Origin of the sequence: Oceanobacillus jeddahensis, assembly GCF_000750635.1 — a bacterium.
GTDB lineage: Bacteria > Bacillota > Bacilli > Bacillales > Amphibacillaceae > Oceanobacillus > Oceanobacillus jeddahense.
The window spans coordinates 346,980-361,110 of record NZ_CCDM010000006.1 but is presented as its reverse complement, the minus strand read 5'-3'; the positions used below and the strand labels follow the sequence as shown (position 1 = coordinate 361,110).

General features: G+C 36.8%; 14 protein-coding genes. 3 read left to right on the top strand and 11 right to left on the bottom strand.

Translation table 11 applies throughout. From position 1 onward, the window contains the following. Positions 1–68 precede the first annotated feature (68 nt). Positions 69–1,070 (bottom strand): proline racemase family protein, encoded by a 1,002-nt coding sequence (locus BN986_RS22600; RefSeq protein ID WP_040984421.1) that lies wholly within the window; start codon positions 1,068–1,070, stop codon positions 69–71. A gap of 18 nt (positions 1,071–1,088) precedes the next feature. Further along, positions 1,089–2,066, bottom strand: a complete 978-nt coding sequence (locus tag BN986_RS22595) for an ornithine cyclodeaminase family protein (RefSeq protein WP_040984418.1) — start codon at positions 2,064–2,066, stop codon at positions 1,089–1,091. Between the two features lie 355 nt (positions 2,067–2,421). Between BN986_RS22595 and BN986_RS22590 the strand changes: the two genes are divergently transcribed. Together BN986_RS22590 and BN986_RS22585 are read left to right on the top strand one after the other, a co-directional pair. After that, positions 2,422–3,078 (top strand): helix-turn-helix transcriptional regulator, encoded by a 657-nt coding sequence (locus BN986_RS22590; RefSeq protein ID WP_187378611.1) that lies wholly within the window; start codon positions 2,422–2,424, stop codon positions 3,076–3,078. 134 nt (positions 3,079–3,212) lie between these two features. Beyond that, positions 3,213–4,511 carry an arsenic transporter gene (locus BN986_RS22585; RefSeq protein ID WP_040984415.1) on the top strand — a complete coding sequence of 433 codons (1,299 nt, stop codon included), beginning with the start codon at positions 3,213–3,215 and terminating at the stop codon, positions 4,509–4,511. Positions 4,512–4,556: 45 nt separating this feature from the next. On the opposite strand, the gene BN986_RS22580 is transcribed toward BN986_RS22585, so the two are convergent. Continuing rightward, the gene (locus BN986_RS22580; protein ID WP_040984413.1) at positions 4,557–5,525 is read right to left on the bottom strand and encodes an arsenic resistance protein; all 969 of its coding nucleotides are present in this window, start codon (positions 5,523–5,525) and stop codon (positions 4,557–4,559) included. A 53-nt stretch (positions 5,526–5,578) separates the two neighbouring features. Between BN986_RS22580 and BN986_RS22575 the strand changes: the two genes are divergently transcribed. Further along, positions 5,579–6,232 carry a bifunctional transcriptional activator/DNA repair enzyme AdaA gene (locus BN986_RS22575; protein WP_187378610.1) on the top strand — a complete coding sequence of 218 codons (654 nt, stop codon included), beginning with the start codon at positions 5,579–5,581 and terminating at the stop codon, positions 6,230–6,232. Positions 6,233–6,329: 97 nt separating this feature from the next. On the opposite strand, the gene cyoE is transcribed toward BN986_RS22575, so the two are convergent. The 8 genes from cyoE to BN986_RS22535 all read right to left on the bottom strand — a co-directional run bounded on the left by cyoE (position 6,330) and on the right by BN986_RS22535 (position 13,999). Beyond that, positions 6,330–7,247: a heme o synthase gene (gene cyoE, locus BN986_RS22570; protein WP_187378609.1), complete on the bottom strand. Its 918-nt coding sequence runs from the start codon at positions 7,245–7,247 to the stop codon at positions 6,330–6,332. Between the two features lie 290 nt (positions 7,248–7,537). Further along, positions 7,538–8,983 (bottom strand): HAMP domain-containing sensor histidine kinase, encoded by a 1,446-nt coding sequence (locus tag BN986_RS22565; RefSeq protein WP_040984409.1) that lies wholly within the window; start codon positions 8,981–8,983, stop codon positions 7,538–7,540. Positions 8,984–8,987: 4 nt separating this feature from the next. Further along, the gene (locus BN986_RS22560) at positions 8,988–9,668 is read right to left on the bottom strand and encodes a response regulator transcription factor (protein WP_187378608.1); all 681 of its coding nucleotides are present in this window, start codon (positions 9,666–9,668) and stop codon (positions 8,988–8,990) included. A 5-nt stretch (positions 9,669–9,673) separates the two neighbouring features. Beyond that, the gene (locus BN986_RS22555) at positions 9,674–10,441 is read right to left on the bottom strand and encodes an ABC transporter permease (protein ID WP_040984405.1); all 768 of its coding nucleotides are present in this window, start codon (positions 10,439–10,441) and stop codon (positions 9,674–9,676) included. Positions 10,442–10,453: 12 nt separating this feature from the next. Further along, entirely contained in the window at positions 10,454–11,356 is a 903-nt protein-coding gene (locus BN986_RS22550; protein ID WP_081922312.1) for an ABC transporter permease, read from the bottom strand. Beyond that, positions 11,278–12,006, bottom strand: coding sequence for an ABC transporter ATP-binding protein (locus BN986_RS22545; RefSeq protein ID WP_040984401.1), 729 nt, complete (start codon positions 12,004–12,006; stop codon positions 11,278–11,280). The genes BN986_RS22550 and BN986_RS22545 overlap by 79 nt, the downstream gene beginning before the upstream one ends. 372 nt (positions 12,007–12,378) lie before the next feature. Continuing rightward, entirely contained in the window at positions 12,379–12,858 is a 480-nt protein-coding gene (locus BN986_RS25935) for a DUF4064 domain-containing protein (protein ID WP_052401081.1), read from the bottom strand. A 226-nt stretch (positions 12,859–13,084) separates the two neighbouring features. Further along, the gene (locus BN986_RS22535) at positions 13,085–13,999 is read right to left on the bottom strand and encodes a glycine betaine ABC transporter substrate-binding protein (RefSeq protein WP_148417194.1); all 915 of its coding nucleotides are present in this window, start codon (positions 13,997–13,999) and stop codon (positions 13,085–13,087) included. Positions 14,000–14,131 lie beyond the last annotated feature (132 nt).

The window sequence follows — 14,131 nt, the reverse complement described above, 5'->3', positions numbered from 1 at the left end:
TAGGTTATAGAATCAAAACAAACACTCTATAACCTTTTCAACTTATACGTCCATCACTCTGATTCATATTATTTTAATAAAAACCCTTTATGCAAAGCATCATATGGATTAATAACAAACTGATGAAAACCTGTTATATAAGCCGAACCTGTCACCTTGGGAATCACAGCTTGATATTTATCGACTTTGCTTAAGGATTGAACTTCTCCAATGAAATGTTCGTCTGTAATAGCCTCATGTATAAACTGGTCACCTATTTTAAGTTTCTCCCTTTCATACAATGTTGCCACTCTTGCTGCTGTTCCAGAACCACAAGGGGAACGATCAATTTGCTTATCTGCAAAAATAGTAACATTTCTTAAATCTGCTTGATTACTATGGGGATCGCCTGAAAATATCACCCCATAGATTCCATCAATATCCTCCTCTGGATGCTTGACTTCTACTCTTGCTTCTATATAATGTTTTATTTTATCACCAAGATCCTTCAAATCATCTAATTCTTTTTTGCTTACATGCACACCTAAATCTTTCGTATGGACCACAGCGTAAAAAGCCCCGCCATAAGAAATATCAACATTGAATTGATAGTTGTCAAATTCGATCGGAAAATCCTTCATATACACAAAGGAAGGGACGTTCTCAAAAGCAACCGATTTAACAACATGATTTTCTGTCGTTGCATAAGCTGTTACCGGACCACAGGGACAGTCAACAATAAATGTATGATGGTTTCCTTCTACTTTTACCCTTCCTGTTTCAATCGCCATCGTAACTACTCCAATCACGCCATGCCCACACATCGTACTCCATCCTTCATTGTGCATAAATAGGACACCAAAATCAGCTCCAGGTGTGGAAGGTTCAGTAATAATACACCCATACATCCCATCATGGCCCCTGGGTTCGTACATAAGAACCTGTCTAAGATCATCTAAATGCTCCATGCAATATGCTCTTTTCTCCAGTTGTGTCTCTCCTTTAATCTCTGGAATTCCATCTGTTATAATGCGTAAAGGTTCCCCTGCTGTATGCGTATCGACTGTTGTATACATTTTTTCAAAAATCATGTAATCCCCCGCTTTATTTTATAAATGAAATCGTTTCCCTTTATTTTTATTTACTGCCTTTTCGTAAAAGTAATTGGCAATAACAATATCAACCACTGCCAAGCCTACTGATTTAAACAACGTTACTTCATGCTCATGCTCTCTTCCCGGAAGCTTTCCACTCACGATATTACCCAGTTCGCCATGTATCGCTTCATCTGAAAAAACACCTGCTTGGATGGGATGAATTAAATCTCCTGTCTCTTCTAATGCCGTTGGTTTTGATTCGACAACAACCTTATCTGCATTTGTTATTGCATCGAACGGTAGCTCCTGCATTGCCGGTTTAAAAGAACCTACTGCATTTATGTGAGTCCCTTCTTTTAATGGTGCTGAAAAAACGGGTTCCAATGAATTGGTTGCGGTTACAATTATATCTGCATTTTCCATAGCATCATTTGGATTATCAAATAGACTTACTTGTAAATCATTATGTTCCTGCAGGTATTCAGCAAATGTTTCCGCATTTTCTCTTGTCCGGTTATATAAAAATACTTCCTCAATTGGACGAACAGCTTTGATCGCATCAAACAGCCCCGCTGCCTGCGCTCCTGTTCCAATAATACAGAATTTTCTGGATTTTTTACGGGAAAGGTATTTCGTTGCTACTCCTGATAATGCTCCTGTTCTAATTTTTGTCAGATAAGAGCCCTCAAGCAGTGCTATGGGTTCTCCGGTTTGATAATCGGACAACATCACGACACCATTAATGGTCTTCTTTCCTAAACCGGGATTATTTGGCGCTACGGAAACAATTTTTAAACCAACATTTTTTGATGCATTAACCACAGAAGGCATGACTAAAAATGAGTTCTCGCCTTCATTAAATGGAAGCGACGCTCTGATCGGAGTTATTGTATTCCCTTGTGAATACTGCACTAACGCATCTTCCGTACGTTCAATAACTTCATTCATCTCTAACAATTCACGTTGGTCGTTTTCATTAAGTATTAACATAAAAACACTCCTAACTGCTTAATACTTGATCCTCTATTCATGTAAATAGTGGTAACAGAGCAACTTTCATTTTAAAATCAGTAATTCCATAACAAAAACCTCTTCCTTCATTGACAAACAAAAGATTCCATTTAACTTTATCGCCTAAGATTAGTATTCTAATTAACGCTCATTAAAAACTGAATTTATATTTTTAATCCTCCCATTAATAAATTATTATTATTTTGATAATATTTTATTAATATTGTATTATATATTACATGATGATTGTCATAATAGCAATATTATTTCGAATCATTTTAAAGGTGATATGGTAAAATGAATGAAGTTTATATAAAGAGATTGGGTGAGAAACTTGAATGCAAAATTAGAACAGTATAAACCATTTGTGAATTTTATTGCAGATATAATTGGAGAACAATGTGAGGTCATTTTACATGATGTGAGTGACCCGAATCATTCTATTATCGCAATGGCTAATGGTCATATAAGCGGCAGAAAAATTGGGGATCCCATGACAGATCTTGCTCTTCGAATCGTCTCGGAAAAGACATATTTAAATAAAGATTATCTTACTAATTATAATTCCACCGTACGAAATGAGAAAATCCTCCGATCCTCCGTTTACTTTATAAAAGACGATGAAGAAGCTTTAATAGGGTTACTTTGTATTAACGTTGATGTTTCTCAGCTTTTAAAGGTACAGGATTATATGAATCAATTTTTCCCGCGTACTTCTATTCCTTCCTCATCTGAAAAGAAAGATAGAGCTGAAGAAGAAATTACAGAAAACCTGGAAAATAATTTAACACAAATCCTTTCATCGCTTATTGAAGAAGGAAGAATGGAATTACAGCATACAACAAACATGTCGGTGGACGATAAAATCCGTATCGTTAAAAAGTTAGATGAAAAAGGCGTATTTTTATTAAAAGGTGGCGTAACAGAAGCTGCTAAACTACTTGAAGTATCCGAGCCTTCCATCTACCGTTACTTAAAACAGATAAAATGAAATCATATATGTTTTAAGTCTGTTATAAAAAAAGTTATAATCAAATAATCATTAAAGAAATAAATGATACATTCTATCAAAATACTACGCAATACTTGTGTACATTCCCGTTAATAAAACAAAGGAGAATCATCGTGACATCATCGCTTTTACTTGCGCTAATTATTTTTTTCATAACACTTGTTTTCGTCATTTGGCAGCCTAAAGGACTCGATATCGGCTGGTCTGCTTCAGGCGGAGCTATTCTTGCATTATTATTCGGAGTTGTTGATTTTGGAGATGTTCTGGAAGTTATCGATATTACTTGGAATGCTACTCTAGCATTTGTAGCAATTATTTTAATTTCCTTAGTTTTGGATGAGGTGGGCTTGTTTGAATGGTCTGCATTGCATATGGCTAAATTAGCCAAAGGGAATGGATTAAAGATGTTTGTTTACGTAAGTATATTGGGAGCAATCGTTGCTGCATTATTTGCAAATGATGGAGCAGCGCTTATCCTTACACCGATTGTACTAGCAATGGTAAAAAATTTACATTTTAAAGCACATATGATTTTTCCTTTTATTATCGCCGGAGGATTTATAGCTGATACGACTTCACTTCCTTTTATTATAAGTAACTTAGTAAATATCGTATCTGCTGACTTTTTCGGAATTGGCTTTGCAGAATATGCTTCACGTATGATTATTCCAAACCTTTTCTCATTTCTTGCAACGATTCTCGTGCTGCTGATTTATTTTCGCAGAACCATTCCAAAAAGATACGATTTATCTGAATTAAAGGAACCTCAAGAAGCTATCAAGGATATGAAAATATTTCATATCTCCTGGTATGTCCTTGGTTTATTAATTATCGGCTACTTTACAAGTGAGTTTATTCACGTACCTGTCTCCATCATTGCAGGGGCGATAGCAATAATATTTGTTCTCTTAGCAAGGCGGAGCTCCTTTATGAGAGCAAGAAAAGTGATTAGAAATGCGCCTTGGAACATTGTTATCTTTTCTATCGGTATGTATGTCGTTGTCTATGGTCTGGGAAATGCAGGGCTTACTTCAGCGCTCACCAAGGTGATTCAGATAACTGCCGATCAAGGTTTATTTGTTGCAACCTTTGCCATGGGCTTTATTGCTGCATTCTTATCTTCCATCATGAATAATTTGCCTACCGTAATGATTGATGCCCTTGCGATTGCTGAAACAAGTACATCGGGGGTTCTTAGAGAATCTCTCATCTATGCGAATGTCATCGGATCAGATTTAGGGCCGAAAATTACTCCGATAGGTTCTCTGGCAACCTTAGTCTGGCTCCATGTATTGTCACAAAAAGGAATAAGCATTTCTTGGGGTGAATATTTTAAGATTGGTATTGTACTAACTTTTCCTATCCTCTTTACTGCTTTACTTGGATTGTATCTGACGCTTATTATTTTTTAAGGAAAACCAAACACTGTTTGATGGTGTTTGGTTTTTCTAATTTAATTAACACTTCTTCGCTACAACGCTCCTCTTTCGGATAAGCAGTAAAGCTTGAGCAACCATCGCTAACACCGGCAATTCAATTAAAGGACCAACAATCAGCGCTAAAGCAATCAGGGGCTGATCCGGAAATGCGCTTACTACAATAGCCAACGCTATCGGTGAATTTCTGGCAACAATGGTCATATTTAAACTAACTGTATCCTCATAGCTGAATTTAAAAAATTTTCCTGCTGTCTGAGCAGCTATAAAATTTATGATAAAAAAGAACAACAGCGGCATCAGAATAAGTAAAATGACCTCTGGATGATTTAATAAATAATCACCTTGTGATGCGAACATAGCTACGATGGCTAAGCATAAAAATACAATTTGTGATGAAGCAAAAAATGGAACTAGCTTCTCTTTTAAAAAAGTCTTATTCTTTCGAAACAGATACCGGGTTACATGAGCAAGTAAAAATGGAGCAAACAGAACGAATAAGACACTTTCTATCATTGTCGTAAAATCAACTGTCTCTATCGCGCCTGCAAAAATGAATAAGTATATTGGCAGAAATAAGACTTGTAAAATTAAATTAACAGGCAGTAAAGATGTGGACAAGGGCATATTCCCTTTTGCAATCGATGTAAAAATTAAATACCAATCCGTACAAGGGGTGACAAGAAATAAAATAAAACCAAGCCACAGGGCTGGTTGATCTGATAAAAAAATTGCACCTAATCCCCATGCCAAAAGTGGTGTCCACACAAAGTTAATCATCGTACTGATACTTAAAAACTTGATGTTTTTAAGTGCGGATTTTATATTATTTATAGGAACAGTTAAAAATAAGCCATATAGCATAAGCAGCAGAAACGGTAAAATCAATGTATCTGCATTTTGTTCAAAGAAGGAGATCTGTCCCAAAAGCAGACCGATCCCAACAGCGATTAATATCATAATAGATTGAAGCTTTTCAATCATTTTCATCGTCTCACCTCTTTATATATCCGAGGCAGATGTGCACAACTCACCTTTTTTTAGTGTATACTACTCATCCAAATCAGGCATTGTCATTATTGACTTCGAATTTAGATGGAGTGATTATTTTGAATATAGAGCAATGGATTGCAATCCGGGACAATGACAAAACATATGATGGTTCCTTTTACTATGCCTTGACGACGACCAAAACAGTGTGCCGTCCTTCTTGTACAGCTCGGACACCAAATCCTGAACATGTCATTATTTATAAAAGTATAGACGCTGCTATCAGAGAAGGGTTCAGACCTTGTACCAGATGCAAGGCGGATCAAATTGATTGGAAAGGCTACAAAGAAGAGGTGACTAAAGATGCAGCAGCATATATTGAAGAACATTATCAAGAAACCATTTCTTTACACCTATTGAGCGAAATTCTGCAAAAAAATCCTTATTATATTCAACGCTGTTTTAAAGCAATTAAAGGAACAACCCCTTTAAACTATTTACATCAAATAAGAATTGAAAAGGCAAAGCAATTACTGCTTTCAGAAGATTTGTCGGTGACAGAGACTGGCTTTGAAACTGGGTATAACGACAGCACGCATTTCTCTCTAAAATTTAAAGAGCTGACAGGTGTTTCCCCAACGGAATATCGAAATCAATTATTTTTAGAAACAAGAAACCCTCCCCAAAATTCTGATCACTCTCCTTGACGAGACGTATAGAAAAAAACCAATTCTGCGTCAGAATTGGTTTTTTCTTAAATATATTCTGCTAATCAGCTTCAAAATAATTTTGAAGCTGATTACACTACAATTTAAAGATAATTCCCATCAACGAATAAATAATCACCGTTGAAAAAACAACGGTCATATGAATCAAGGAATAGATAAACATAGATTTTGCCCATTTTTCTGGGTTCATTCGCTGATAACCGAAAATACTCAATATAAGCCAGCCAAGACTCATGATCAATGATACAAGCATAAGCCCGACACTCAATGAGCTTAATAAAAAGCTGATACCAAACATAATGATTAAATAAATATTCGTCTGGATATAGGTCCGTCTGACTCCTTTTACAACAGGAAGCATCGGAACTCCAGCTGCTTGATATTCTTCATGTCTGCGAATCGCTATCGAATAGAAATGCGGCATTTGCCAAATAACTGCAATGACAAACAGACCTAAAATCGCTGGATGTGTAATATCCGGATACATCGCAGCCCAGCCGATCAATGGAGGCATCGCTCCAGAAATACTGCCGATTTCTGTATTATATACTGTTCTCCGCTTACTCCACATCGTATAAGGAAAAATATAAAAGAACAATCCCAGAAAGCCAAGAAATCCTGCAAGTGGTGTTGTTAAACAAAGCAGGATAATTCCAGCTACAGCCATGATAATACCAAGCCACAATACTGTTCCAGGCCTGATTTCACCTGTAACCGTCGGGCGGCCTTGCGTTCTTTTCATAATTGCATCGATTTCCCGATCGTATAAATTATTAAAAGCTCCAGCAGCTCCTATCACGAAAATAGAACCTAAAAACGCAAATAAAATTTCCCAGAGCTTGTCTGTAATACTAATCTGGTACGTGTATAAAGATAATGTCAATCCTGCAAACATCGGAACCAGATTGGAACGTATAATACCTGTCTTCACTGTTTGCGAAAGTATCTTTATGAATGGCGTTTTTTGATTTTGCCCATTGATTGTTTCTGCCATTTTAATCTAATCCCCTTTTATCTATCTTCCACTCACATGCTTGCTTTACAAAAAACAGAACATAGGAGTAATAAATTTTAAGCACTATGAAAAATATATACCATATACCATTTTAATTCCAATGAATCAGTTTGTATAGAAGATTTTATTAGTAGAATTTGTGAACATTAGAAGAACGCGTTTTTATAATGTTCTTACTTTCATTTTTAAAATCCTGTTATAATGGGTTTTTATTATTTCCAGATATGAAAAAAATCCATACTCCTTTATAGATGCATGGATTTAAATTCTTACATTTTATTTTTCATATTCCGAATAATCACCGTAAAAACCGCTCCGCTATCAGGATGATTATCTGCACTGATTTCACCCTGGTGCTTTTCTACGATGGCTTTAGCGATAAATAATCCCAAACCGGAATGACCGTCCGCGCTATTCCGCGCTTTATCCTCCCGGAAGAACTTCTTAAACAACTGCTTCTTGTTTTGTTTTGAAAATCCTGGACCGCTGTCCATAATTACTATTTTCAGTTCTTCCTCCGCTATATACGTATCCCAAGTAATAACCCCCTGTTCTGGTGTATACCGTAAACAGTTTGTTAATATATTATCCAGCATTTGATTTATCCGAAATGAATCCAGATAAAATAAATCATGCTGTCCATCGGAATAATGTATCGATGTTTGCAGCCGGATCTCCTGTGTATCACATAACTGCTGATACTCCTTGATTTTAGACTGGATCAGTGCTTCCACATCTGTCGGCTCCACTTCTAAATGAAATTCTGTCTTTTCATAACTGGATACATCATTTAACTCCTGAATTAAACGAATCGAGCGCTGGCAATTAAATATAATTGTCTCTATATATTGTCTATTCCGTTTGATAAGCTCCTGATTGCTTTCTAAAATCCCTTCTGCATGTCCTTGTATAATCGTTAAGGGCGTTTTCAAGTCATGCGCAACAGCTGCAACCATTTCTCTTCTATCTTCTTCCAAACTCCACTGTTTTTCAAGTGCTTCTTTTAATGCTGTTTTCATCTTATCAAAAGCTGCGATTAACTGATGTAATTCTTTGATATTACTATTATTGCGTATCGTAAAGTTTAAATCTTGATTTTCTATTTTTCTGGCTCCGGTGATAATTTCATTAAACGGCTCTTCCATTCTTTTTGCCCATCGTTTTCCAATGGTATACGTAAATAAGTAAATATAAACAAATGGAACAAGTAAGAAGAAAATAAATAAGCTGAGAAGTACTGGTTGTGACTCAGCATTGGATGACATGACTGACAACACATATCGAAAACCAACCGCTCCCTGAAGATGTTGTTCATTATCTGTAATCGGATAATAAATAACAATTTGATCTCCATCGTAAATATTATTATTCAATTCCGTTAATACATCCTCTCTCGATGCAATATAACGATCTTGCATACTGCCATATTGCATCACACCATCCGTATCAACGATTTGATAGTCTATCCCTTCTAAAGGAATCCGCTCTTCTAATACGGCTTGGTTATCGGGATTCAATACGTCTTCCTGTTCATTTACAAATTCAACAAGCTCAGGTATCTGGCTTTCATAATAATTAGCAGGATTCAACGTTTTATTCTGATAGATGAGTTGAAATAATAGGAGCCCAATCACCCAGGTAAGGATCGTTGCCAAAATACTAAATAGCATAATTCGGTAAAAATGACGGCTTAATTGTTTCCTTAAGTGTTGCATAAGGCTAGCCTTCCCATTTGTATCCGACACCCCATACCGTTATTATATATGAAGTGGACGGATCATATTTTTGAATTTTTGCACGTATTTTCTTAATATGCTCGATGATGGTTGTAGAATCCCCAAAAGAATCTATCCCCCAAACCTGCTCATAGATTTGTTCCTTGGTAAAAACCTGATTAGGGTGCATCACAAAAAACGTGATGATTTCAAATTCCCGATAGGTGAAGGGAATCTTTTTATCCTGGTAAAACACCTCATATGCCGATGTATCAATAATAAGATTTTTCGCATGCATGCGATGATAAGCCTTATAAGCATTCCTTTGCTCCCGACGCAAATGCGCATAAATTCTTGTTTTTAATTCTTTTAGACTGAACGGCTTTTCAATATAATCATCACCTCCGACCATCAGCCCTTTAATCCGATCATGCTCTGTATTTTTTGCGCTGACAAATAGAATCGGACAGGAGACATGCTGCCTAATTTCTTCACAGAGTTGATAGCCGTCCATTCCTGGCATCATAATATCCAAAACGATTAAGTCCGGCTGTTCCGGGAGCTGACGTAAAGCTTCTTCCCCATGATAGGCAACCAGCACCTGGTACCCTTCATCCTCCAAGGAGTCTTTCATAAAAGTAACAATATCTTTCTCATCATCTACCAGCATAATTTTGCTTTTCACTTTTATCATCCTATCCAGTCACGCTTTTTCCAAATTCCTATATTCAGTATATAGCTTCCCAAAATAAGAAACAATATGACCAAAAACATCATCCGTTTCTGCCCTGCTAAGAGTACAAAAATTGTATCTGCCATGGATAGGAAAATTACCATATAATCCGAAATATAGATGCTTCCGACCAGAAAGCCGATGATTCCAATATAAGCTAAAATCATATTTGGCAATATAGTACTGATCAAGCTCCCTGCCATTATTGCTGAAACCAAAATAACAAAAGCGGTCAGATAATATAAAAATACATAGCCATATGCTGCGAGCGGCTGAAGCATTTCCGTATCTAAAAAAGTAGTTTCTGTAACACCGGGAAATGCCAGTTGTCCATAGATTATACCTGCTGCCATTGTAATCATTAACAGCAGAAAAACAATAATAGATAATACTATAATCTTCGCCATGAATAGCTTTCCTCTTGGAACAGGTCTTAATAACACCATCCGATACGCACCAGATGTATATTCTCCATTAAAGCTGTCCACAACAAGCATGGGAATCAGAATAAATAAGAAGAATAGACCCAACTCTCTGAGCAGGAAGGGTGCTGTATTTAAAGCATTCAAAGTAACCTCTTCTTCCGGACTGTAAAAAGCAACTCCGCCAAACGCCGAAAGAAATAAGCATTGAAATCCAATCAGCAGCAAATAAATACCAATTCCAATCCATGTCTTTTTCCTTTTAAAAATCCGTTCTGTCTCACTTCGTAATATATTTTTCAAGATAATCACCACCTAAATAAAAGCATTTTTTCTTCTGCAAATAAAATAAAGTAAACTGATCAAAGGAACCATATACATAAACAAAATGAGAAGATTCCAATATAACCATTCTTTGTTTTCTGAAAGCATTAATGTCAATCCTTCCCATTGAATCATGGGGATGGATGTAAAAAATATCCGCATATACGTGCCTTCATTTATTAGCTCCTGAAAAAAGTTCAAAATTTGCGGATAAGTAAAGGATAATAATAAAAATCCTACCCCAGCACCAATAGCTGTTGTCGTTGTTCGGCTGATAACAGCCAATAAGAAAAACACAGTAATCATGACAATCATCGTCAGAAAAGCCAAACCATAAAAGGCCACATTATAACTTATTCCCTCTGCTACACTCACGGGCGCGGAGTAATAGAATCGCATATATTCATCCGGTTTTTCAAAAAAGACGAATCCGATAACATGGCTGCAGATAAAATAAAGAATAAAGTACAGAAACATGGCTCCAATAACAACTATATATTTGGCTGCCATCACTTGACTGAAAGAGAAGGAACGAATTAGTACCATCCGCAACTGTCCAGATCGGTATTCTTCGGTTACAGATAGACTGACCAGCAATAAAATCACTCCGTGAAAAGCAGTAAAAAGCATTTCTGATAAGCCAAGCACAGGAAAATTCCAGGCTACCGTATACTGAGCAAGATCAGGATTAACTGCTGCATTCTGTGTGTTTAAATAGCTCGCTGCTGCAAACAAAAGAACTGGAATACTCAAGAATGCAATCCAAGTTGTTTTTCGCTTCCATAACCGATGCCACTCGCTGTTTAAAATATATTTCATCGGGAAACCAGCTCCACAAACGCATCTTCTAACTGCTGCCCTTCCCTCGCCAGGTTTTCCATTGGTCCAGTCCATAATACTTCTCCTTCTCTGATAACAACCAGCTGCTCACAAACCCGCTGAATTTCATCCAATAAATGACTGGAAATAAGAATCGTCATTCCAAATTCCTCGTTCAGTCTTAAAATCAACTCCCTTAACTCGCGAATCCCCATCGGGTCCAGTCCATTCGCCGGCTCATCCAAAACCAGTAAAGAAGGATCTCCTAATAAAGCTTGCGCAATCCCAAGCCGCTGCTTCATTCCCAATGAATATGTCCGAACCTTATCATCCGCTCTATCTTCAAGCTGAACAATTTGAAGTACTTCTTCTACCTTCTCTTTTCGCGTTTGCTTTGTTAATTGTGAATGAAGCAAAGCCAAATTGAACAAATTCTCTCTTCCTGTCATATAAGGAAAGAAAATCGGATTTTCGATGATTGCACCAATCTCAGAAAGTCCTGCCTGCCGGTTTTTGATGACGCTGTTGCCTTGAATAAAAACATCTCCCTCATCAGGCTGAATTAATCCAGTAAGCACTCGCAGCAAGGTTGTTTTTCCTGCCCCGTTCGGCCCGAGCAAACCACAAATTTCCCCTTTTTCAATCTGAAATTGAATGCCTTGAAGCAGGTATCTCCGTTTAACTTTTTTTGTTATATGTTGTACAGATACTATATTTTCCTTCATTCGTATCAACCTCCTATGTTTAGGTTAAGTGATAAAAATAAAGGAATTATAAAGAAGAGTAATTAATTATTTTATAACGGAGAACCGCCCGTAAAACTCCCGCCTCAAAATAAAGAGCGAAAATAAATTGATTTAGGCGAGAGATAACGGGCGCTAACTTCCTGAATCACTTAGGCTAATTCAGTGGGAGAATGAAGAAAGCAGACTAAGTTCGCGACGTCCTGGGACTGGGGATGCGATTACTCGTCCCATCATAAAGAGTTGTGCGTCGAAAAACTCCCACTGAATGAAGTTTCGTTTTATATTTTCTTAAAGTGCAAAAAAGCACAAATACCAATCACTCGTATTTGTGCTTCCTTCTTAAACTATCGCTTATACCATTGAATTTCCCGCTCTCCGATGCTTTACCACTGTAAGCACGCCGGCAATAAGATAACCTAGACTAGACACGACTCCTATAAGCCCTAAAACAAATGTTAAAACAGCACTTATTACCCCTAAAATAATCAGCAGAACCCCAATCAGTTTAACTCTTTTTTGCTTAGCTAAAAACACAGCTGCCACAATGCCTAAAACAATATAAATAATCGAAACTATAATCACAAAGGTTATAACGTTACCAAAAATTTCGATCTGTTCCTCCATTGTTATACCAGCAATGTCATCCCCTGTTTCTTGTAAATTTTCTTCTAGATATTCCCGGAAATCCCCATTCGAGTCCAAATCATCTAGTACACTATAGGATTGCATTGCTAAAAGACTATATGCTAGAACTGCAATGATAATAAATACTATACTTAAGTTATATTTCGCTTCTCCTGTCCGCAAAACTGCACCCCCCTGTTCATACATATTTCATTATTATGTATGCTTCCTTTTTTATCCTCCCTCTATATTAAATCAAAGGCAGGAGATTTGAAAAGGATATATCGATTAGATAGTATTTTTTCTTCTTTTGAATTATTACTACTGCTGCATATCATAATTTAACAACATATAAATAAAATAAAAACCCTTAAATGATAAGAAGCTGCTAATTACCGCTTCTTATCATTTAAGGGTTACTCTCTTCATTTAATTATTCTGCTTCTAAATCTTCAATCGAATCAATATCCATGTATTCGGGAACAACAATACCAATTCTAGCACCTTCTAGATTAGGCCCTAAATCTTCAAAATTATCCTGATTAGCTTCATAGAATTCACTATGTGTTACCGGTAACCATGCTGCTAAAGTAGCATCTACATCTCCTGAAGCAACCGATTCAAACACAACTGCTACATCTACTTCCGTTACTGTCACTTCAAAACCATGCTGTTCCATAGCCGCTTTTAAGACTCCGGAAGAAGCACGCTCTGAATCCCATGGTGTAGATGCAAGCTCTATTTCTGCGCCGTTGCCCTCATTGACTCCTTCTGCCCAAGCAGATACTTTATCCTGATTGTCTTCAACCCATTGTGCTGAGATATCTTCAATATCTCCGCCAGTTTCTTCTGTTTCAAGCATGATCTCTTCCATATCTTCCACATCCCATTCAAATTGGGAAATAAATTGATAAGCATCCGGATTGTCTTCTTCTAGTCCAAGTCGTGCCAATGAATTGATCGTTTCTTCTCCTCCATAAATCTCTTTTGGATCATCTAAATATTTCATATCCGGATAAAGCGCAAACATCCAATGCGGATTCCATCCTGTAATAACGATTGGTTCTTCATTATCAATAGCTGTTCCTAATTCAGACATCATTGCTCCAGTAGATGAGAGCTCCACGTCCCAGCCATCTAGATTGTCATATTCTTCTAGAGCATTTTCTGTAGCTACAGAAATGCCAGCTCCGGGTTCAATACCGATAATCGTATGATCTACTGCTTCACTGTAATTCGTTTCACCATTCTCTTCCGTAGAATCATCATCGGATCCTCCACAAGCTGCAAGTAAGAATACAGCTAAAATAGAAAGTATAAATCCAATTCCTTTTATTTTCTTCATCATTAACATTGCTCCCCTTTCTTACATATGTAAAATAATCCTATATCCCCTTTTAAAAGGAATTTATGCATGATAGATTACATTTTATCTTTTCTATAACAACTCCTTCAAATGCTGTAAGCAGGCAAATAAACG

Bases quoted from the DNA above. Each gene is read 5' to 3' on its own strand.
- BN986_RS22550 (WP_081922312.1), bottom strand. From the start codon at position 11,356: ATGGACTGGACCAATGGAAAACCTGGCGAGGGAAGGGCAGCAGTTAGA.
- BN986_RS22595 (WP_040984418.1), bottom strand. From the start codon at position 2,066: ATGTTAATACTTAATGAAAACGACCAACGTGAATTGTTAGAGATGAAT.
- BN986_RS22535 (WP_148417194.1), bottom strand. From the start codon at position 13,999: ATGATGAAGAAAATAAAAGGAATTGGATTTATACTTTCTATTTTAGCT.
- BN986_RS22545 (WP_040984401.1), bottom strand. From the start codon at position 12,006: ATGAAGGAAAATATAGTATCTGTACAACATATAACAAAAAAAGTTAAA.
- cyoE (WP_187378609.1), bottom strand. From the start codon at position 7,247: ATGGCAGAAACAATCAATGGGCAAAATCAAAAAACGCCATTCATAAAG.
- BN986_RS22565 (WP_040984409.1), bottom strand. From the start codon at position 8,983: ATGCAACACTTAAGGAAACAATTAAGCCGTCATTTTTACCGAATTATG.
- BN986_RS22580 (WP_040984413.1), bottom strand. From the start codon at position 5,525: ATGAAAATGATTGAAAAGCTTCAATCTATTATGATATTAATCGCTGTT.
- BN986_RS25935 (WP_052401081.1), bottom strand. From the start codon at position 12,858: ATGTATGAACAGGGGGGTGCAGTTTTGCGGACAGGAGAAGCGAAATAT.
- BN986_RS22600 (WP_040984421.1), bottom strand. From the start codon at position 1,070: ATGATTTTTGAAAAAATGTATACAACAGTCGATACGCATACAGCAGGG.